We start from the raw sequence: 19196 nt of genomic DNA, 5'->3' as shown, positions 1-19196 counted from the left end.
TTGGAGTTCTGTGCCTGTGACGGCGCCTTACATTCTGCAACCCGACCCTTTCAATCCCGCCCTTTCGACCACCGTGACTGGGGTCGACCATACCGGTGCCGAGGTCGACACAAGGGTGGTCACCGAAAAACCCCTCACTTTGTTTCTGAACTCCCAGGAAGTGGTCACGATGATGACCATTGGCGATCATCCTGATCTGCTTGCTGTTGGCTATCTCAAAAACCAGAACATGCTGGCTCCCGACGATGTCATTACCGGGATCGAATACGATGATGATCTCGAAGTGGTTATCGTTCGCACAGAACGCGAGACCAACTTCGAAGACAAGATGAAGAAGAAGGTCCGGACCTCCGGCTGTGCACAAGGCACCGTTTTCGGTGATGTCATGGAGGGCTTTGAAACCATCGACCTTCCAAAGGACGCCCGGCTGAAAACATCCTGGCTCTATGCGCTTACCAAGGCGATCAACACAACACCGTCGCTTTATCTGGAAGCTGGCGCGATCCATGGCTGCGTATTGTGCCGTCATGACCAGCCGCTGGTCTACATGGAGGATGTCGGCCGCCACAACGCCGTCGACAAGATCGCCGGCTGGATGGAGCTGAACAAGATCCCAGCAGACGACAAGATCTTCTACACAACCGGACGTCTGACATCCGAAATGGTGATCAAGACCGTGATGATGGGCATCCCGATTCTCGTTTCGCGGTCCGGCTTTACCGCTTGGGGCGTAGAGCTTGCCCAGCAAGCCGGTTTGACCTTGATTGGCCGGGCGCGCGGCAAGAGATTCGTCGTGCTGTCCGGCTCTGAACGAATTGACTTTGATATGGATCCCGCGCTTGCGGACGACGAACCCCGTGGTTCCGGCCGGAAAGGGAGTGAAAAAGCGGAATGACCCCGGCAAATGCTCGGATCTCCAAAGACTGTGTCCTCGGCTGTGTGCTGGCTGGCGGGCAATCGCGCCGGATGGGTGGCGGCGACAAGACGCTGATTGATCTCAACGGGAAATCGATGCTGGAGATCATTCTGGACCGGCTTGACCCGCAGGTCTCGCAGATTGTTCTGAATGCAAATGGCGATCCGGAGCGGTTTGCCCAATTCCGGCTTCCGGTTGAGCCTGACCCGATTGGCGGTTTTGCAGGCCCACTTGCCGGTGTTCTCGCAGGACTTGATCATGCACGGCGCAATCTGCCTTACGTCAGTCATGTCGTGTCAGTCGCCGGTGATACACCGTTCTATCCATCCAACCTTGTTGATCGGTTCCTGGAAGCGGCTCCTGGCGACAAACCGGTGATCGCACTCGCCAGTTCTTCTGACAAACTCCACCCGGTCTTTGGTCTTTGGCCGGTCGCGCTCTATAACGATCTGCACGACTGGCTGTCGACGGGACAAAGCGGCAAGGTACTGGCCTTTGTCGACCGGCATGACAGCATCGAAGTCGGTTTCGAGTTGGATCAGGCGACAGGCCTCGATCCGTTTTTCAATGCCAACCGGCCGGATGATCTTGAGACGGCCCGCAACGCGGCGAGCCTTTTGTCCTCATGATATCAACGCCTGTCTTCGGAATTACTGGCTGGAAGAACTCCGGCAAGACGCAACTGGTGACCCGTCTGGTGGCGGAGTTCACCTCCCGTGGTCTTAAGGTGTCTACAGTCAAACACGCACACCACAACTTCGATATCGATCGGCCAGGCGCCGACAGTTACCGGCACCGGGAGGCTGGTGCCATTGAAGTCGCTCTTGTGTCCGGCCGCCGTTGGGCCCTGATGCACGAGCTGCGCGAGGAAGAAGAGCCACCGCTTTCAGCAATCCTTCCGCGATTGGCGCCCTGCGACTTGATCCTGATCGAAGGGTACAAACGGGAAAACCATCCGAAGATTGAAGCACGGCGCATCGAATCGGCCAGCAAAGGCCCTTTGTCGCCGGAAGACCCGCACATTTTGGCTGTTGCCGCTGATCATGCAATTCCTGACGAAACGCTGCCTGTTTATGATCTCGACGACATCTCCGGTCTTGCTGACTTCATAACCAACCACCTCAGCCTTCAGAGTGTCCAGTCATGACGGCCAAGCCTCTCTTGAACGACTGCTTTCTGCACGACAAGGATCGACTGAAACACGCCGAGGCCTTGGCAATTCTAAAAGACCGGCTTGCGCCTGTGGCTGCGTTGGAGACCGTTCCCCTGGGCGATGCGCTCGGTCGGATCCTGGCAGAAGACATCACTGCGCCGCGCAACATTCCGCTCGCAGACAATTCTGCTGTCGACGGGTATGCATTCCGCTTTGCGGACCATGATGAAGCCGGGGGTTTTTTCCGGTTGCGCCAACGCGTTGCCGCCGGTCATGCCAGCAACGAAATGCTTGCGCCCTGGGGCGCTGCCCGGATCTTCACCGGTGCCGTCATGCCGCCGGGCGCTGACACGGTAGCCATGCAGGAGGACTGCGAGCCCCACAGCCAGGACGGCGAAGATTTCGTCATCGTGCCCCAAGGCCTGAAGAAAGGTGCCAACTGCCGGAAGGCCGGGGAAGATGTTACCGAAGGCACGAAGATATTGACCTCCGGGCATCGGCTTAAACCCCAGGACCTCGCAGCGATTGCATCGACCGGTCTTCCCGACATCACGGTCTATCGGAAACTCAAGGTTGCGCTCGTTTCAACCGGCGATGAATTACGCCGGCCCGGCGATCTGATCACCGTCGGGGACGTCTACGATTCCAATCACTACTTGCTGAAAAGCCTCGCCGCAGGATTGCCGGTTGAGATCGAAGATCTGGGGATCTTGAAGGACGATGCGGGTCTTGTCGAAAACACTCTGGCTGAAGCGTCTAAGGCCTTTGACATCATCCTGACGACCGGCGGGGCAAGCCGCGGCGAAGAAGATCACATGCAGACAGCGCTGGAAAAGCTTGGCCAGCGGCACATGTGGCAACTCGCCATCAAGCCTGGCCGGCCAATGATGTTCGGTCAGATCGGAAATTGCGTGTTTCTTGGACTACCCGGAAACCCGGTCGCGGCGATGGTCTGTTTTCTGCTCTATGGCCGCCCGGTCATCAGTGTTTTGGGTGGCGGCGGTTTTGTGGAACCACAACGGTTCCAAGCGCCGGCGGACTTCGAGGTTCCAAAGAAGAAACCGGATCGCCGGGAGTTCTACAGAGGCATCCTCGAGATCGACGAAAACGGCAAGACGATCGCCCGCAAATTCGACCGTGACGGCTCTGGCCTCATCACGGGGCTGCGCGAAGCGGACGGGCTGATCGAGATCCCGGAAGACGCAACGTCTGTGAAACGCGGAGAGCTCGTCACCTTCCTTCCGTTCTCCGGTATGGGCGTTGTGTAATCCGACTAATCCAGAAACTTCTTTTCTGACCAGCGGATTTTACGAATTTCAAGACCAATCACCTCATCGGATGATATCGCACTCCGTTAGCTGATTTGTGCGCATTCAAAATGAAATACAATCAAACAAATGGGCGCGACCGTTTCACCACAGTGCGTTCCCGACTTCGAGCCGGGATCTGTGAATCGATGGTCCCGGCTCAAGGCCGGGACTGCTTTTTTCAAGTACGTTGGTTTCGTTAGAACGTATAAGGCCAGTCCGCTGCAACGAAGCGGTAGCCATCGCCCTGTTTGGCGAGATAGCCAAATCCCGGGAACGGGATGTGCATTCCGGCAAACATCACCCTGTCGGCCGAAATTTCATCGAAGAACTTCTTCCGGGTCTCAATTGCCTGCGCTGGATCAATATCAAAGGCAATCGCCCATTCCGGGTTCTCGAATTGATACGTTGTTGCGTGAATGATGTCCGCCGCAATGATCAGCTGTTCGCCATTGCTTTCGATGACAAAACCGACATGTCCGGGCGTGTGACCCGGCAAGGCCTTCGCAGTGATACCCGGAAAGAGTTCCTTTCCCGGATTGAACAGTGTCTGGGTGGACTTGTAGGCATCTGCGCTTGCGCGAGCCCCAAGGAAGAACGGTTTGAACTGTTCAGGTGCTGCGTTCATCGCCGCATCATCGTACCAGAAGGTGTTATCTAGCTCAGGCAGCAGCAATTCAGCATTCGGGAACGCCTTCTCGCCCGCCGGCGTCAACACGCCGAAAAGGTGGTCCGGGTGCATGTGGGTGATCAGAACCGCATCGATCTGTTCCGGCGTGACACCAGCTGCGGACAAGGCCTTACCAAGATGCCCAAGAGTCGGCCCAAATGTGTCGGATGTGCCCGCATCGATCAGCACCAATTTGTCGCCGGTGTTGACGAGATAGGCGTTCACCGGTCCTGTGAGGGCCTGACTTTCAATAAAGGCCGCCTCACGAAGTTTCGCCGCAGTTTCTTCTTCGTAGCCAACGAAGAGTTCTGGACCCAGTTGCAGGTAACCGTCGAGGAGCGCTGTCACTTCGAAGTCACCGACTTTGCGCCGCAAAGCACCCGCCATTGGTAACCCAGCCAAAGGCGCTGCCGCATGTGCTGATACCGGGACGAGGCTCAAAGCACTTGCCGCGCCAAGTGCAGCACCGCCGGTCATGGCGCCGCCCAAAAAGCCGCGCCGGTTCATGGAAATTGTTTCAACGGTCATACCTGTTCTCCAATGCCGTTCTGCCAATCCGCCCCCGAAAGAGGCCGTGCTCTTTAATTGATTTATTCCTCTGGATTTTAAAGCCGGAGATTATTTATAAGAACCAGAAGCTCATCTTATGAATTCTATTTTCTGGGGGCTTCAGGAGACCGAAATGGACAAATTGAGCGCGCTCAGTAGTTTTGTGAACGCGGTGAGACTGGGCAGTTTTTCCGCGGCCGCAACGCACTTGGGTGTGTCACAGCCAGCTGTCAGTCAACAGGTCCGAAGCCTGGAGGACACGCTCGGAACACGGCTGATCAACCGCACAACCCGGCGCTTATCTTTGACCGAGGCGGGGGAACGCTATTTCGCCTATGCCAGTGACATTCTGGAAAAGCTCTCCGAGGCGGACCGGTCGGTACAAAGCAATGAAGCCCAGATGAGTGGCCGCCTCACCGTCAGCCTGCCGTATGCCTTCACCGAGCCGGAGCTGGCAGGCTTCCTGACCAAGTTCAAGGCGGCCTATCCAAACATCTTGTTCGACGTGCAACTGTCGGACGCCATGGTGGATCTGCAAAAGGAACGGATTGATGTCGCCATTCGCATGGGGCATTTGCGTGACGACCGGTTGATTGTCAAGAAGCTCGGCGACATGAAACGATGCCTTGTCGCCTCACCAGACTATCTGAACCGGAGGGGGCGACCCGAGACACCGGAAGATCTTAAAACGCACGACTTCCTGCTTTATCCGCATATCGCCGAGGTTGGATTCATCGACCTCTTCAGCCCCACAGGAAAGGCTGCCAAGGTTGCCGTGTCGCCAACAATGGTGATCAACAATTCTGCGGCCCTCCGCCGTGCAGCGATCGCAGGCTTGGGCATCTCCACCGCGGTAACCTGGCTGTCAGCACCGCACTTTGGAACGGGAGAACTGGAACTGATCCTTGAGGATTGGTCCTATGGTGTTCATCCCATCCACGCGGTTTATCCGTCTTACCGCTTCATCCCAATGAAAGTCCGCCAGTTTGTCTCGGACCTTCAAGCTCATTTGGATGAGCAGCAGGCCTTCGCAGACCCGACCACGCATTTGGCTGCAGCGGAATAAGCCCGTCAAACCTCATCGACGGCGACGACCCACGTCTCCTTGAGTGCCTCAGCTTCCCATTCCTGCCAGGCGTCAAGCCCGCGCAAGGTTTGGCTGTATTTGACGGCAACGGACGCATCGCTGAGGCCGTATGTGTCAAAGCGGCTCACGACGGGCGCATACATGGCATCGGCAATCGTGAAATCGCCGAACAAAAACGGTCCGCCGGAGGTCACGAGACACTCTTCCCAAATCTCAAGGATCCGACCGACATCCGCCTGGACGGCCCCGCTGACGGACCGCTTTTCAGCCGGCCGGCGCATGTTCATCGGACATTCGGCTCTCAGAGCTGGAAAACCTGAATGCATTTCCGCCGAAACTGATCTTGCGCGCGCACGCGATTGAAGATCCGTCGGCCAAAGCCCCGTCTCAGGTTCACAATCGGCAACATATTCAAGGATCGCCAGGCTGTCCCAAACCGTGAGATCACCGTGCTTCAGCACAGGCACTTTCATACTTGGCGAGAAATCACGAAACTTCGGATTGCCGTTTTCAAAATCGAAGGGAACAAGCGTTTCCTTAAACGCAATACCCTTGTGCCGCATCGCGATCCAGGGTCGGAACGACCAGGTCGAATAGTTCTTGTTCCCGATGAAGAGTTCGAATTCGGCCATCTGTTCCGCCCGCTTTCAAATCCGTTTCCAGATTGTGTCATGAGATGCGACCGGCAAACTGTGCCGGGCGATATTGTCCTACCGGCACCCGGCGGCCGCATCAAATTGAATAAGTTCATCAATTCCATAAGGAAGTCTCATGGATGGACGCCTGCGTGATGTTCATATTTTTTGACAAAGATAGAGATCCAGCCACGAATGAACTTTGTTGCAGCACCCCAGACGCCTATCGTTTTCCGGAAGCACGCCCCGGTTGCTCCTACTCGGCTGAAAAGATAATTGTCCCGATATTGGGCAAAACCGAACAACAACATTCGCTATTCGCCCAGCATTTCCCTACGGCATGCCTAATTGGATCAAAAAAAGGCAAATTTCCGCTGTGTTTTTTTCATGGGCATGCTTGAAATTTGGATCGAAGTGTATGGAATAGGGCCTTCGGGCAAAAAGGCGGGACGAACCCGCCTGAAACCCAAACAAAATACTAGGGGAATCAATATGCGTTTTGTGCGTATGGCCGCAGCTGCGGTTGCAGTCCTGGCCACGGTTGGTGGCGCAACTGCAAAAGACTGGTCCAAGGTCCGCATCGGAACCGAGGGCGCCTACCCTCCGTTCAACTCCCTGACCGCTGACGGTCAGCTTGTTGGCTTCGACATCGATATCGCCAACGCTCTTTGCGAAGAAATGAAGGTCGAGTGCGAATTCGTCACTCAGGACTGGGACGGCATGATCCCGGCACTTCAAGCTGGCAAATACGACGCCATCATCGCGTCCATGTCGATCACCGAAGAGCGCAAGCAGAAGGTCGACTTCACCAACAAGTACTACAACACCCCGCCGGCAATCGGTGTTCCGAAAGACACCAAGCTGACCGGCGTTACCAAGGAAGACCTGAGCGGCATTCTTCTTGGTGCACAGTCCTCCACGACCCACTCCAACTATGCGGAAGCGCACTTCCCGGATGCCGAACTGAAGCTGTATCCGACTGCTGACGAATACAAGCTGGATCTCGAAAACGGCCGTATCGACGCTGTGATCGAAGACGTTGTGGTTCTGTCCGACTGGCTCGCAACCGACAACGGTGCATGCTGTAAAGTTCTGAGCACGTTGAAGTCCGATCCGGTCATCAACGGTGAAGGTGCCGGCATCGCGATCCGCAAGGGCGAAGATGAGCTGAAAGACAAATTCAACGCAGCGATCGAAGCCATCATTGCGAACGGAAAGTACAAAGAAATCAACGACAAGTACTTCTCCTTCGACGTATACGGCGGCTAATCTGATCGCGGTGTGAAAACCTTTGAAGCGTGGCGCGGACCTCCGGGCCACGCTTTATCGTGAGGTGGTCCTCACGCTGCCAGCCGGAGGGGCGGCTGGACTAACAACGACAAAACAGAAAGAAGCGCCGGCTCATGAATGAAGCTTTGACGCTGTTATCTTTTGGGGAACAAGGCTGGGGTGACACGATTGCCTCAGGTGTGCTGATCACCGTATCGCTGGCGCTCGCGACCTTACCGATCGGTCTTATCCTTGGTTTTCTGATTGCACTGGCCAAAAACTCGTCCGAACCCAGCCTCAAGCTGGCGGCCAACATCTACACAACAATCTTCCGTGGCCTTCCAGAGCTCCTGACCCTATTCCTGGTCTATTTCGGCGTTCAAATCGCCATCCAGGAATTTATCAAGCTGCTCGGCTACGACATCTACTTCGAGGTCAACTCCTTCGTCGCAGGGATGGTAGCGCTGTCTTTGGTGTTTTCCTCCTATGCCTCCGAAGCCTTCCTGTCCGCATTCAATGGCATTCCGCAAGGCCAGTATGAAGGCGGCTACGCGCTTGGCCTGTCGCGCTACAAGACAATGCGTTTGATCATCCTGCCGCAGTTGATCCGCCTTGCCTTGCCCGCGCTTGGAAATCTCTGGCTGATCCTGTTGAAGGAAACCTCGCTTGTGTCCGTCATCGGCTTGGCAGACCTGGTTCGAGAAGCCGGAATTGCTGCACGTGTGACCAAAGAGCCGTTCCTGTTCTTCGGGCTGGTGCTGGTCATCTACCTCCTTCTGACCATGATTTCTTCTGTGGGGCTGCTCCGCATTGAACGCTGGTCCAAACGGGGAGACGCCGCAAGATGATCGCAGCCAATCCCTCAACCGGCATGACACGCCCGCCACCACCACAGAAAAAGTGGACCAACCTCCGGATCGCCGGCCATGTCCTGATGGCGCTTTGGATCCTGTCCGGTCTTTATCTGCTGTACTTTCTTGGCTCGAACGTCGCGAGCCCGTTTTTCCAGAAGTACTGGCCGGAATATGTCGATGGCTTCATCGTCACGATCCAGATCGTCAGCGTCTCACTGGTGCTGGGGGCGCTGCTGTCGGTGCCGATTGCAGCCGGGCGCGCGTCAAAACTGAAAATCTTCTCCTGGCCGGCCTATGCCTATGTGAACTTCTTCCGCGGCACGCCTCTGCTCGCCCAGGCGTTCATGGTCTATTACGGCTTTGGATCCTTCAGCGAAGAGCTGAAAGCTGCCGGTCTCTGGTGGTTCTTCCGGGACGCCTGGTACTGTGTGATCTTCACGTTCTCGCTGAACACGGCGGCCTATCAGGCCGAGATCCTGCGCGGCGCGATCCAGAACGTGCCGAAAGGCCAATGGGAGGGCGGAGAGGCTCTTGGGCTCTCCAGAAATGTGATTTTCTTCAAGATCATCCTGCCCCAGGCCTTGATGGTCGCCCTGCGGCCCTATGGCAACGAAATCATTCTGATGATCAAGGGATCGGCGATTGCCTCAATCGTGACAATCTACGATCTCATGGGTGAAACTCGCCGTGCCTATTCGCGGTCCTACGACTTCCAGGCTTACATCTGGGCGGCGGTTGCCTATCTGTTGATCGTGGAAACGCTGCGCCGGATCTGGGACAAAATCGAAGCCCGGTTGACCCGGCACTTGAAGCGGTGAGCCCCCTCACCGCTTCCCCAATTCTTCAATATTGATAAACCCGCTCATCTGTTATCGACACTGGGCGTGGTGATGGAGCCTTTCATGTCCTCACACAAACCACCGCTTCACGCTGACACCCTCCTCGCTCATGGCGGCGGAGGGTTCGATGCCGCGACCGGAGCTGTTGTGCCTCCCATTCCGGTGGCGACAACATTTGTGCGGGACGAAAACTACGCCTTGGTGAGCGACGGTCACCTTTATAGCCGGGACGACAATGACCTCTTCCGCAAGACGGAGAACCTGCTCGCAACGCTGGAAAACGGCGCGGAAAGCCGGCTGTTCTCTTCAGGCATGGCTGCAGTTGCAGCTGTTGCACGGGTTGTGAAACCTGGCGGTACTTTGATGGTCCAGTCCGGGATTTATTGGGGAACAATTCTGTTCCTGCGCGAACACTGCGCCCGCAACAACATCGCCTTGGTTGAGTGCGACGCGAGCGATCTTGCAATCTTCCGCGATGAACTGGCCATCACCAAGCCCGACCTGGTTTGGCTTGAGGTTCCGAGCAATCCCTACCTCAAGGTCGCAGACATCGAGAAAGCCGCAGAACTCTGTAAAGCTGCGGACGCTCTCCTTGCGGTAGACGCCACAGCCGCAACCCCGCTGATCCTGAAGCCGCTCACACTTGGCGCGGATTTGGTCATGCATTCGGCAACAAAAGCCTTGAACGGACACTCTGATCTGCTTGGCGGTGTCGTCACCGCACGCGATGCCCAGTCCGAAGCCTGGGACTTCATCAAAACGGAACGCAAGATGGCCGGCGCCGTGATGGGCTCATTCGAAGCTTGGCTGCTGTTGCGGGGTCTCAGAACCCTGAGCCTTCGCGTTGAGCGCATGAATGCCAACGCACAGGCTTTGGCAGACCATCTTGAGACGCACTCAAAGATCGAGAAGGTTCTTTATCCCGGACTTCCAGGACACAAAGATCACACAGTCGCAAAGGCGCAGATGTCAGGCGGATATGGATCTTTGATGTCCGTTCAGACCAAGGGCGGCAAAGAGGAAGCTCTCAAGGTTACCGGAGCGCTGAAGCTGTTCCAGCGGGCAACATCGCTGGGCGGTACTGAAAGCCTCATCGAGCATCGCCGCTCCATTGAAGGCGAAACCTCCGGTATCCCGGGGAACCTCCTGCGCCTCTCGCTTGGCATCGAACATATCGATGATCTGATCGCCGACTTCGATGCGGCACTGAAAGCAATCTAATCCATGATCCTTGGAAAACCAGACAGCCAATCGCAATAAGCCGTTGATCCCGCACAGATCGAGAAGAGGACGCGCATGATCACATTCGCTCTTGCTGTTTTCTTCTTGATCATCACTCCCGGGCCCGGCGTCTTGTCCGTCGCAGGCGTAGGATCTGCGTTCGGTTTTGGTCCCGGCGCTCGCTATATCGGCGGGCTGTTTGTCGGCACAAACCTTGTTGCAATCGCGGTTGTGTCCGGCATGGCGACCGTAATCCTGGCGAATGAAAACATTCGCGCAGGTCTGTTGATCGCCTCGGTGCTGTATCTCCTTTACCTCGCCTATCGGATTGCCTTTGCAGGAACCCGAATTGCGTTCAAGGAGGCACCAAGCGCGCCTGGTTTTTTAGCGGGCGTCACGCTCCAGTTGGTCAACCCAAAGGCCTATGCCGTGAACACAACCTTGCTGACGGGATTTGCTTTTTTGCCGTCGAGTTTGATCGCCGAAACTTTACTCAAGTTCCTGATTATGAACCTGATCTGGATCCCGATTCATTTTGGTTGGTTATATGTTGGAATGACGATCCACCGGCTCAATCTTGCCCCGCATGTGCAACGGCGGGTGAACATCGCCATGGCAATTTCAATGTTGATTGTGGTCGGTCTCGCGCTGCTTGCCCCCAGATAACCCGCCGCAACAAAAAGACTGCTCTGCTCATTCCTGCATCATCGAGCGGAGCCAGCTGATAAAGCTCTTCAGGGCGGGCCGCTTTACGCCAGGCCGTGTGACCAAATAGTACCCTGTCCCCGGATAGAGGCCCTCCTCAAACAGCACCCTTAGATTTCCTGCATCGATGTCAGGCTGGATAAAAGCCTTCGCAGTGGCGGAGATGCCTTCCCCGCGGCGAAGACCTTCCAGAACCATGTAGCCAGGCAGGTGCGTAACGCTCAGCTTGTTTTTCGGAACAACCCCCTGCCGCTCCAACCAGACGCCCAGCTCATTTGTCCCGTATTCCTGAAGCCAGGGAAACTCCAGGATATCTTCCGGATTTTCCATCTTCCGGTCGCCGATCAGGCAATCCGCCCCGACCACAACGAAATTGGTCGCCAAGAACAATTCGGCTTCCAATCCAGGCCAATTGCCCTTTCCGAAACGAATGGCAAGGTCCGTACCACCGGGCGCCAGTTCCGTCACCTCGGCGCTCGGATTGAGCATGAGCTCAACACCTGGATGTTTATGCCGGAAGTCGTTGATCCTTGGCATCAACCAACTCACTGCAAATGAGGGTGTCATCGTGATGTTCAGCGGGCGGGTTTCTCCGCTTGCGCCAATGGCCTCAACCGTTTCACCGATCGTTTCAAACCCTTTTCGAAGGCCCTCATAGAGCTGCCGCCCTTCGTCCGTGAGCTCGATTCCGCGTCCTGCCCGGGCGACCAGCGGAAGACCAAGGTGTTTCTCCAGAGCCCGCACCTGTTGGCTGATCGCTGCATGTGTGACGTTCAACTCACGTCCGGCAGCGGACAGGCTTTTGCTTTCCGCGACAGTCGCAAATGCACGAAGGCTGTTGAGCGGGGGCATGTTGCGCCAATCCATATATTAGATTTCCTTACATATTAAAAATCTTCCTGACTCGCTAAAGAAGGCCAGAAAACGCACATTATCTCCAGTCAACCGGATAGAAGGATGTTAGATCATGTTTAACGTTTATGCCCGTTCTTTCTTTGAGGCAACACGCTTCACACAAAACACACGCCCTGATCCTGCTACCCAACAGCATCAAGATCAGCAAACGGCTGCAAGAACACGTCACACACGCTTGTGGCGTCGCGGCCCGTATTGGATCTGAGCGGGGGACTGACAAGTCCATCAAGATGCCCTAGAACTTTGCCGAACATCTGAACACCGAGGCCCGGCGGCAAGCCGGGCCTTCGTCTGCATGGGGAGCAAAATCATGGCAAAGGTGGCATTCATCGGTCTTGGGGTCATGGGATACCCGATGGCCGGGTTTTTGAAGACCAAAGGCGGCCATGACGTCACGGTCTACAACCGCACAATTGCGAAGGCAGAAAAATGGGCGGCCGAGTATGGCGGCGCCTTCGCAAAGACCCCGCAGGAAGCCGCTGAGGGTTGTGATTTTGTCTTCTGCTGTGTCGGCAATGACGATGATTTGCGGTCTGTCACAACTGGCCCGGACGGCGCGTTTCACAGCCTGAAAGACGGCGCGATTTTCATCGACAACACAACGGCTTCCGCAGAGGTCGCACGCGAACTTTATGAAGCGGCCAAAGCAAAGGGCTGCGGTTTTATCGATGCGCCCGTTTCAGGCGGCCAGGCCGGCGCTGAAAATGGCGTTTTGACCGTCATGTGCGGCGGAGATGAAGATGTCTTCGACAAAGCCAAGCCGGTCATCGATTGCTTTTCCAAGTTTGTCGGCTTGATGGGTCCGAGCGGCGCCGGACAGCTCACCAAGATGTGCAATCAGATCTGCATCGCCGGACTGGTTCAAGGACTGTCTGAAGCCATTCATTTCGCCGAGAAATCAAACCTTGATGTGGAGACCGTCATCTCCGCCATTCGCGGTGGTGCAGCACAGTCTTGGCAGATGGAAAATCGCTGGGAAACCATGCGCGACGGCAAATTCGATTATGGTTTTGCCGTCGACTGGATGCGCAAGGACCTGGGTATCTGCCTGAAAACCGCAAGCGACACCGGCGCCCGCCTGCCAGTTACCGCCCTGGTCGACCAGTTCTACGCAGAAGTCCAGGCCATGGGCGGAAACCGGTGGGACACCTCCAGCTTGGTCGCCCGCTTGCGGAACGCCGACAAAAGCTAATTCAACATGTCCCGCCGCCCAAAACCTTCCGGTGAAGACTGGTCTTTAGATCTCGTTCTGGACACCTTGACGGCCCTGGGCTCAGAAGAAAACCGCGCCGGCATGGCGCGGTTTGGCATTGAAACGTCCAAAGCCTTCGGCGTTCCAATGGCAGAGCTGCGTCCCTTGGCGCGGCGCATTGGCAAACACGAAAACCTGGCTGATGAGCTTTGGGCCAGCGGGTATCATGAAGCGCGTCTGCTCGCTATTTTGACCATTCCGCAAGCGGCCTTCACAGATGAACGCGCACTGCGGTGGCTGTCCGAAATCAGCTCCTGGGACCACTGCGATCAGTTGACCAACGTCCTGGCGCGGCGGGAAGGATCAGACGGCTTGATCGCCCCCCTCGCAGCCGAAGAAGAAGAGTTCCTCCGGCGAGCAGCCTTTGCGCTGATGGCCTGGCGGGCCGTTCACGCGAAAAAATCGCCGCACACCGAGTTCCTCAGCTACCTGCCACTGATCAGAACAGCTGCCAGCGACCCCCGAAATTTCGTTTGGAAGGCGGTGCATTGGGCCTTGCGCCAGATCGGAAAGCGGTCTGCCAGTCTGCATGGCCCTGCCCTTCAGCTCGCTGAAGAGCTTTCTGAAGATCAGAACAAAACCGTAAGGCGGGTAGGACGCGAAGCGTTTCGGGAACTGAACTCCGACAAGGTGCGCCAGCGCCTTTCATTCAGCAAAGACTGAGTGCCCCATTTCACACTCTGTTCCGTCACTCGGAGACAGCTTCTTGCGCAATGGCGTCCAGCAGCGCGTTGATGTCACCAATCGCGGCTTTCGACGCGTCTGATCCGGTTTCGGACAAACGGCGAAACCCGACCGTCACGGTGCCTTCGGCATCCGGCGTGTCGTAGACGAACAAGGTGTATGGGCAATAGGCGATGTTGGCCGGATCGGCTTCCATCACTTTTCGCGACAGATCCGCAGAGCAGAACAGCATCGCCTGGGCGTTGGCATAGATCTGCTTCGTTCCCCCGACATCGGCCGATGTGCGGGCCAGCATGTCGCCAATGTGAGAGGTGTAGTCGATCACAAGGCCACGGTTGATGATGGCGTTCTCAAGTCCAAAGCGGACATCTTCAAAATCTGCCTGGACCGAATAGGCCGTGACACCGTCCGGAGCATCTGCCTTGTCAGCCGCAATTGCGGATGTGGAACCAACAAGCAAAATCGCACCAGTCGCGATAGCAACAGCTGTGGTCAAAACCGTTTTCATACCATCCTCCCAAGAAAGCTTTGTTTTTTGGGAGGATACGGCACGATCACGGCCACCGCCATTGATACATCTCAATTTTTGAATGTTTTATTCTGCGCGGCTTAGACCTCGACTTCGACAGTGCCGATCGGGTTGGAACAACACGCCAGGATGAAGCCGTCCTCGATGTCCTCATCGCTGATACCACCGGAATGCACCATATGCACCTCGCCGGACACTTTCTTGACCTTGCAGGTCCCACAAACGCCGAATGTACAGCCGGACGGAATATTCAACCCGGCCTCCTTGGCAACAGCCAGAACCGTATCCGTCTCAGAACACCAGGCTGATACATTTGAGTTGGCAAAGACGATCTGCGCCTGCGTGTCTTCCTGCGGGACCACGTCGTCGAACTCGGTGAGCTCTTCCTTGGTTTCCGCCGGAGCCTGGAAGCTCTCCTGATGATACCGGTCCATATCGTAGCCGAGCGCATTCAGGATCTCGCGCACACCTTCCATGAACCCTTCAGGACCGCAGCAATAAACATCGCGTTCCAGATAGTCGTTGCACATCAGACCCAGCATGAGCTGGTTGAAGTAGCCGCGATAACCGGTCCAGACATCATAAGGGTCGCTCTGGTTGACGACGAAATGCAGCTGCAGACCGTTGGTCCGGCAGGCCATGTATTCCAGGCGTTTGCGGAAGATCAGCTCGGCAGGCCGATTGGCGCACTGGACAAAACAGATATCCGGCTCTTCACCGCGCTCGAACAGTGTTCCGGCCATGGACATCATCGGCGTCACGCCAGATCCGGCGGAGATGAACAGAAACTTGCCGTCTGGATTGGGAGGCAAATGAAACAGGCCGGCAGGACCAAAGGCCTTGATCTGCATGCCGGGAACCAAATGGTCGAGCATCCAGCGGGACCCGATACTGCCTTCCTGGGCCTTCACAGTCACCGACAGATAGGCCTGCGTCACTGGCGAAGATGATATCGTGTAGGTGCGCTGCACATTGCCGCCAGGGACCGGCAGGTCAAGCGTGATGAACTGGCCTGCCTTGTAAACAAACCGGTTGCCGGACGGAGGGCGGAACGTGAAAGTTTTAACGTTCGGCGCCTCCGGCAAAACGTTGACGCATTCCAGCATCTCGGCATCGGTCCAGACTGGAGTGTCCTTGTCCGGCATCGGGATCATCGCCATGACTTACTCCGCCGCCACACGGAACCGGCGCACAAGGCCCTTTTCAAGGGTCCTGGCATACCAGTCGACGAACTGAATCACGCCGCTTTCCTGAACCGGCGAATATGGCCCGGGTTCATAGGCTGGAGAATTAATACCTATTTGATTCTCTTCAACAATCTGACGATCTTCGTCGTTGGTATGCACCCAGACTTCGGTCAACCGCTTCAGATCATAGTCGACGCCTTCCTGGGCATCCTTGTGCACCAGCCACGTGGTCGTGACCCGTGTTTCCATCGGCCCGACCGGAAGCACGCTGAAGGTCAGGACACTGTCAGAAAGGAAGTGGTTCCAAGTGTTCGGATAGTGGAAAAACAGGCACGTCCCGGCATTGTCGAACGGGATCGACCCCACCCGGCGGGAAACGGCGGCCTTACCGTCCATGGTGTAGCTCACCGCGTCCCCAAGGAACGGAATTCGTACAAAACGCCACTGCTCGCTGTCGTTGATCACATATTTGGCCGGCAAACCAGCCTTTTCGCACCGATCGACATGCGCAAGACCGACGTTTGAACTTGTCGAATCATCTGCTCCAACAAGATTTGGATCATCCGGAAACGTCCGGCAGAGCGACGGGTGAGAGCCCGAGCAATGATAGCACTCGCGGTTGTTCTCAAGGACCAGTTTCCAGTTGGCTTGCTCGGTAATCGTCGACTGGTGTGCCACTTTCAGATTGGACAGATCATGCGGCCCGAGATACCGGGACGCTTGAGCCTTGAAGTCTGAAATGTCGGGAGCGACATCAGCCAGGCAAATGAACACCATTCCGGACACATCGGCACAATGCACCGGCTTCAGACCATGATTTTCAGGCTTGAAGTCTTCCCCCATTTCCCGCGCCCACAGAAGCTTGCCGTCAAGCTCATAGGTCCATTGATGATAAGGGCAGACAAGTTTCGGAGAACTTCCCTTGGACGCAGAGCAAATGCGGCTGCCACGGTGCCGGCAGGAATTATGGAAACTGCGGATCTGACCATCTGCGCCGCGCACGATAATGATCGAATAGGCGCCAATTTCGAGCGTCACGTAATTTCCGGTCTTCGGCAACTCCGCAGACGGGATCGCAAACACCCACTCCTTGTGCCAGATGTGTTTCATGTCAGCCTGGAACACATCCTCATCGGCGTAGAAGGCCTGCGGCAGGGAATGACCGGGGGTCCGGGACATGAGAAGCGAAAGAATATCAGCGTCGCTGTGCATTCTGCATCATCCTGTAAAAGCCGTTTGTGGTGGCCATTGATCTGGCGGATAATTGACGCGCAATTGTGATTTTACATAGCACAAAAACGGCATGATTTTATCCAAGTAAGACGTGCTGCAAATTCAGTCAGCTGTGCCGCTTTTCTAGATATCTTTCACTATCCTCAAAGCGTCATAGATTGCCGCATGTGTGTTACGGGCGGCAACCGCATCGCCGATCCGGTAGAGCGCAAAAGCCCCATCGGGATTCGCGCCTTGCGGCTGAGACCGGCCAAAGATCAAAGCGTCCTGATCCACAGCACCAAAGTTGGTCGATTTCGGTTTCAGCTCAAAATAAAGCTCATCCATAGGCACAGTACCGTGATTGACAACGATCTGATCAAACTCACGCTCCTCGGTGTGCGCCGAGTAGTCTGTTCCAATCACAGCTGCCAATTGGTTGCCGGATCGGCGCACGCTTTTCAGGCGATAGGTCACCGTGAAGCGCACATCCTTGTCCTGAAGCGCACGCATGTAAGGCACCAGGTTCATCGCCATGACATCGGGCGCAAAGGACCGATCCGGGGTCATGATTTCAACATGTGCCCCTGATGCTGCAATCATCTCTGCAGCCTGCAAGGCTGGATGATCGCCGGCATCGTCATAGACCAGCACCCGTTTGCCCGGCTTGACGTCGCCCGCGATGATGTCCCAGGCCGACACCACCAGATCATTGCCCTCACCAAGCACATCCGTGTGCGGCAAGCCTCCGGTTGCGATGATGACTGCATCCGGATTTTCAGATTCAATATCAGAGCTTTCTGCAAATCTGTTGAAGTGAAATATCACCCCACGATTGGAACACTGTTGCAAACGCCAATCGATAATGGAGATCATCTCCCGGCGTCGTTCGGACTGGGCCGTCAACCGGATCTGACCACCTGCATCAGGCGCTGCTTCAAAGACTGTAACGTCATGACCACGTTCACTGGCAACACGCGCTGCTTCCAATCCCGCAGGCCCGGCTCCGACGACAACGACCTTCTTTTTCTCGCTTGCCGGTGGGATCTCATGCGGCATGGTCAGTTCGCGACCTGTCGCCGCATTGTGGATGCACAGCGCATCACCGGCCTGGTAGATCCGATCCAGACAATAGGTCGCTCCGACGCAAGGACGAATATCGTCCTCGCGTTTCTCTGCGATCTTCTTCACGACCTGGGGATCAGCCATATGGGCGCGGGTCATCCCCACCATATCGAGCAGACCTTCAGCAATCGCGTGCCGCGCGGTGGCCACATCCGGGATTTTCGCTGCGTGAAAGGTCGGCAGTCCGACTTCCTTTTTGATCCGCCCGGCAAAATCAAGATGTGGCGCGTTGCGCATGCCTTGAACCGGAATAACGTCTGTCAGGCCCGGGTCGGTATCGATATGCCCGCGGATCACATTCAGGAAGTCGATCTTGTCTGTTGCTTTTAAACGACGGGCAATCTCCAGGCCTTCGGCTTCGGTGATCCCACCCTCAAGGTCTTCGTCAGCCGTGAACCGGATACCCACAATGAACTCATCGCCGACCCGCTCACGTACCGCATCGATCACTTCCATCGAAAACCGCATCCGATTCTCCAGAGAACCGCCATAGGGACCGTCGAGTGTGTTGGTGACCGGGGACCAGAACTGATCCATCAGATGTCCATAGGCCTGCAGCTCAATGCCATCCATGCCGCCGTCTTTCATACGCTCGGCAGCATCGGCATAATCTTGAACAATCTGGGCAATGTCCCAGTCTTCGACCTGTTTTGGAAAGGCCCGGTGTGCCGCTTCCCGTTCGTGGCTTGACGATACGGCCGGCAGCCAGTCTCCCTTGTTCCAATGGGTCCGCCGGCCAAGATGGGTCAGCTGGATCATCACCGCGCAGCCATGATCATGACAGGAATCGGTCAGCCGCTTAACCCAAGGCACCACCTCGTCCTTATAGGCCAGGATATTGTTGAAGACCGGTGGGGAGTTGCGCGAGACGGCAGCAGATCCGGCCGTCATGGTCAGAGCGACACCTGCCTTGGCCCGGGTCTCGTGATAGGCCCGGTAACGGTCTTTCGGCACCCCGTCTTCAGGATAGGCAGGTTCATGAGAGGTGATCATGATCCGGTTTTTCAATGTCAGATGTTTCAGCTGATACGGCTGCAGCAACGGATCTTTCGACATGCCTCTCCCTCTTGCGCGCTTGCCCGCGATG

Annotated in this window: 19 protein-coding genes; 12 read left to right on the top strand and 7 right to left on the bottom strand. The window is 56.1% G+C overall.

Translation table 11 applies throughout. From position 1 onward, the window contains the following. Positions 1 to 16: 16 nt before the first annotated feature. From fdhD to ACQY4Z_RS22605, 4 genes are read left to right on the top strand one after another with little or no spacing between them, the layout of a single operon-like run. Positions 17 to 895, top strand: a complete 879-nt coding sequence (gene fdhD, locus ACQY4Z_RS22620; RefSeq protein WP_209175077.1) for a formate dehydrogenase accessory sulfurtransferase FdhD — start codon at positions 17 to 19, stop codon at positions 893 to 895. Next, complete coding sequence (mobA, locus tag ACQY4Z_RS22615) at positions 892 to 1545, top strand: molybdenum cofactor guanylyltransferase MobA (RefSeq protein ID WP_428525053.1); 654 nt, start codon at positions 892 to 894, stop codon at positions 1543 to 1545. Before fdhD ends, mobA begins: the two co-directional genes overlap by 4 nt. Further along, positions 1542 to 2063: a molybdopterin-guanine dinucleotide biosynthesis protein B gene (gene mobB, locus ACQY4Z_RS22610; protein WP_428525051.1), complete on the top strand. Its 522-nt coding sequence runs from the start codon at positions 1542 to 1544 to the stop codon at positions 2061 to 2063. Before mobA ends, mobB begins: the two co-directional genes overlap by 4 nt. Then, on the top strand, positions 2060 to 3337 hold the full coding sequence (locus tag ACQY4Z_RS22605) for a molybdopterin molybdotransferase MoeA (RefSeq protein WP_428525049.1): 1278 nt from the start codon (positions 2060 to 2062) through the stop codon (positions 3335 to 3337). Before mobB ends, ACQY4Z_RS22605 begins: the two co-directional genes overlap by 4 nt. A gap of 238 nt (positions 3338 to 3575) precedes the next feature. Here the strand turns inward: ACQY4Z_RS22605 and ACQY4Z_RS22600 are convergent, their stop codons facing one another. After that, positions 3576 to 4574, bottom strand: a complete 999-nt coding sequence (locus ACQY4Z_RS22600; RefSeq protein WP_428525047.1) for an MBL fold metallo-hydrolase — start codon at positions 4572 to 4574, stop codon at positions 3576 to 3578. Positions 4575 to 4728: 154 nt separating this feature from the next. Between ACQY4Z_RS22600 and ACQY4Z_RS22595 the strand changes: the two genes are divergently transcribed. Next, complete coding sequence (locus tag ACQY4Z_RS22595) at positions 4729 to 5661, top strand: LysR family transcriptional regulator (RefSeq protein ID WP_428525045.1); 933 nt, start codon at positions 4729 to 4731, stop codon at positions 5659 to 5661. A gap of 5 nt (positions 5662 to 5666) precedes the next feature. Here the strand turns inward: ACQY4Z_RS22595 and ACQY4Z_RS22590 are convergent, their stop codons facing one another. Continuing rightward, complete coding sequence (locus tag ACQY4Z_RS22590; protein WP_428525043.1) at positions 5667 to 6314, bottom strand: glutathione S-transferase family protein; 648 nt, start codon at positions 6312 to 6314, stop codon at positions 5667 to 5669. A gap of 495 nt (positions 6315 to 6809) precedes the next feature. On the opposite strand from ACQY4Z_RS22590, the gene ACQY4Z_RS22585 reads away from it, so the two are divergent. From ACQY4Z_RS22585 to ACQY4Z_RS22565, 5 genes are all read left to right on the top strand, one after another. Beyond that, on the top strand, positions 6810 to 7586 hold the full coding sequence (locus tag ACQY4Z_RS22585) for an ABC transporter substrate-binding protein (protein WP_209175070.1): 777 nt from the start codon (positions 6810 to 6812) through the stop codon (positions 7584 to 7586). Positions 7587 to 7720: 134 nt separating this feature from the next. After that, entirely contained in the window at positions 7721 to 8434 is a 714-nt protein-coding gene (locus tag ACQY4Z_RS22580) for an ABC transporter permease (RefSeq protein WP_133947030.1), read from the top strand. After that, complete coding sequence (locus ACQY4Z_RS22575; RefSeq protein ID WP_008190950.1) at positions 8431 to 9258, top strand: ABC transporter permease; 828 nt, start codon at positions 8431 to 8433, stop codon at positions 9256 to 9258. Before ACQY4Z_RS22580 ends, ACQY4Z_RS22575 begins: the two co-directional genes overlap by 4 nt. A gap of 84 nt (positions 9259 to 9342) precedes the next feature. Continuing rightward, on the top strand, positions 9343 to 10500 hold the full coding sequence (locus tag ACQY4Z_RS22570; protein ID WP_428525040.1) for a trans-sulfuration enzyme family protein: 1158 nt from the start codon (positions 9343 to 9345) through the stop codon (positions 10498 to 10500). A 75-nt stretch (positions 10501 to 10575) separates the two neighbouring features. After that, entirely contained in the window at positions 10576 to 11166 is a 591-nt protein-coding gene (locus ACQY4Z_RS22565) for a LysE family translocator (protein ID WP_428525038.1), read from the top strand. A gap of 27 nt (positions 11167 to 11193) precedes the next feature. On the opposite strand, the gene ACQY4Z_RS22560 is transcribed toward ACQY4Z_RS22565, so the two are convergent. Further along, positions 11194 to 12072 (bottom strand): LysR substrate-binding domain-containing protein, encoded by an 879-nt coding sequence (locus ACQY4Z_RS22560; RefSeq protein WP_428525036.1) that lies wholly within the window; start codon positions 12070 to 12072, stop codon positions 11194 to 11196. Positions 12073 to 12430: 358 nt separating this feature from the next. On the opposite strand from ACQY4Z_RS22560, the gene ACQY4Z_RS22555 reads away from it, so the two are divergent. Both ACQY4Z_RS22555 and ACQY4Z_RS22550 read left to right on the top strand, forming a co-directional pair. Beyond that, positions 12431 to 13312 carry an NAD(P)-dependent oxidoreductase gene (locus ACQY4Z_RS22555; protein ID WP_428525034.1) on the top strand — a complete coding sequence of 294 codons (882 nt, stop codon included), beginning with the start codon at positions 12431 to 12433 and terminating at the stop codon, positions 13310 to 13312. Between the two features lie 6 nt (positions 13313 to 13318). Further along, positions 13319 to 14035, top strand: coding sequence for a DNA alkylation repair protein (locus ACQY4Z_RS22550; RefSeq protein WP_428525032.1), 717 nt, complete (start codon positions 13319 to 13321; stop codon positions 14033 to 14035). A gap of 25 nt (positions 14036 to 14060) precedes the next feature. Here the strand turns inward: ACQY4Z_RS22550 and ACQY4Z_RS22545 are convergent, their stop codons facing one another. The 4 genes from ACQY4Z_RS22545 to ACQY4Z_RS22530 form a co-directional block, all read right to left on the bottom strand. Further along, complete coding sequence (locus ACQY4Z_RS22545) at positions 14061 to 14564, bottom strand: DUF302 domain-containing protein (protein ID WP_428525030.1); 504 nt, start codon at positions 14562 to 14564, stop codon at positions 14061 to 14063. A 101-nt stretch (positions 14565 to 14665) separates the two neighbouring features. After that, complete coding sequence (locus ACQY4Z_RS22540) at positions 14666 to 15745, bottom strand: 2Fe-2S iron-sulfur cluster-binding protein (protein WP_428525028.1); 1080 nt, start codon at positions 15743 to 15745, stop codon at positions 14666 to 14668. A 3-nt stretch (positions 15746 to 15748) separates the two neighbouring features. Then, a complete protein-coding gene (locus ACQY4Z_RS22535; protein ID WP_428525026.1) occupies positions 15749 to 16984 on the bottom strand; it encodes an aromatic ring-hydroxylating oxygenase subunit alpha in 1236 nt (411 codons plus the stop codon). A 144-nt stretch (positions 16985 to 17128) separates the two neighbouring features. Next, the gene (locus ACQY4Z_RS22530; RefSeq protein WP_428525024.1) at positions 17129 to 19165 is read right to left on the bottom strand and encodes an FAD-dependent oxidoreductase; all 2037 of its coding nucleotides are present in this window, start codon (positions 19163 to 19165) and stop codon (positions 17129 to 17131) included. Positions 19166 to 19196: the final 31 nt, after the last annotated feature.

The sequence above is a fragment of the Roseibium sp. genome (assembly GCF_965276855.1).
Classification (GTDB): domain Bacteria; phylum Pseudomonadota; class Alphaproteobacteria; order Rhizobiales; family Stappiaceae; genus Roseibium.
The sequence above is the reverse complement of the archived record's forward strand: the minus strand, read 5'-3'. Positions and strand labels throughout refer to the sequence as shown.

Bases quoted from the DNA above. Each gene is read 5' to 3' on its own strand.
- mobA (WP_428525053.1), top strand. From the start codon at position 892: ATGACCCCGGCAAATGCTCGGATCTCCAAAGACTGTGTCCTCGGCTGT.
- mobB (WP_428525051.1), top strand. From the start codon at position 1,542: ATGATATCAACGCCTGTCTTCGGAATTACTGGCTGGAAGAACTCCGGC.
- ACQY4Z_RS22605 (WP_428525049.1), top strand. From the start codon at position 2,060: ATGACGGCCAAGCCTCTCTTGAACGACTGCTTTCTGCACGACAAGGAT.
- ACQY4Z_RS22600 (WP_428525047.1), bottom strand. From the start codon at position 4,574: ATGACCGTTGAAACAATTTCCATGAACCGGCGCGGCTTTTTGGGCGGC.
- ACQY4Z_RS22595 (WP_428525045.1), top strand. From the start codon at position 4,729: ATGGACAAATTGAGCGCGCTCAGTAGTTTTGTGAACGCGGTGAGACTG.
- ACQY4Z_RS22590 (WP_428525043.1), bottom strand. From the start codon at position 6,314: ATGGCCGAATTCGAACTCTTCATCGGGAACAAGAACTATTCGACCTGG.
- ACQY4Z_RS22585 (WP_209175070.1), top strand. From the start codon at position 6,810: ATGCGTTTTGTGCGTATGGCCGCAGCTGCGGTTGCAGTCCTGGCCACG.
- ACQY4Z_RS22580 (WP_133947030.1), top strand. From the start codon at position 7,721: ATGAATGAAGCTTTGACGCTGTTATCTTTTGGGGAACAAGGCTGGGGT.
- ACQY4Z_RS22575 (WP_008190950.1), top strand. From the start codon at position 8,431: ATGATCGCAGCCAATCCCTCAACCGGCATGACACGCCCGCCACCACCA.
- ACQY4Z_RS22570 (WP_428525040.1), top strand. From the start codon at position 9,343: ATGTCCTCACACAAACCACCGCTTCACGCTGACACCCTCCTCGCTCAT.
- ACQY4Z_RS22565 (WP_428525038.1), top strand. From the start codon at position 10,576: ATGATCACATTCGCTCTTGCTGTTTTCTTCTTGATCATCACTCCCGGG.
- ACQY4Z_RS22560 (WP_428525036.1), bottom strand. From the start codon at position 12,072: ATGGATTGGCGCAACATGCCCCCGCTCAACAGCCTTCGTGCATTTGCG.
- ACQY4Z_RS22555 (WP_428525034.1), top strand. From the start codon at position 12,431: ATGGCAAAGGTGGCATTCATCGGTCTTGGGGTCATGGGATACCCGATG.
- ACQY4Z_RS22550 (WP_428525032.1), top strand. From the start codon at position 13,319: ATGTCCCGCCGCCCAAAACCTTCCGGTGAAGACTGGTCTTTAGATCTC.
- ACQY4Z_RS22545 (WP_428525030.1), bottom strand. From the start codon at position 14,564: ATGAAAACGGTTTTGACCACAGCTGTTGCTATCGCGACTGGTGCGATT.
- ACQY4Z_RS22540 (WP_428525028.1), bottom strand. From the start codon at position 15,745: ATGGCGATGATCCCGATGCCGGACAAGGACACTCCAGTCTGGACCGAT.
- ACQY4Z_RS22535 (WP_428525026.1), bottom strand. From the start codon at position 16,984: ATGCACAGCGACGCTGATATTCTTTCGCTTCTCATGTCCCGGACCCCC.
- ACQY4Z_RS22530 (WP_428525024.1), bottom strand. From the start codon at position 19,165: ATGTCGAAAGATCCGTTGCTGCAGCCGTATCAGCTGAAACATCTGACA.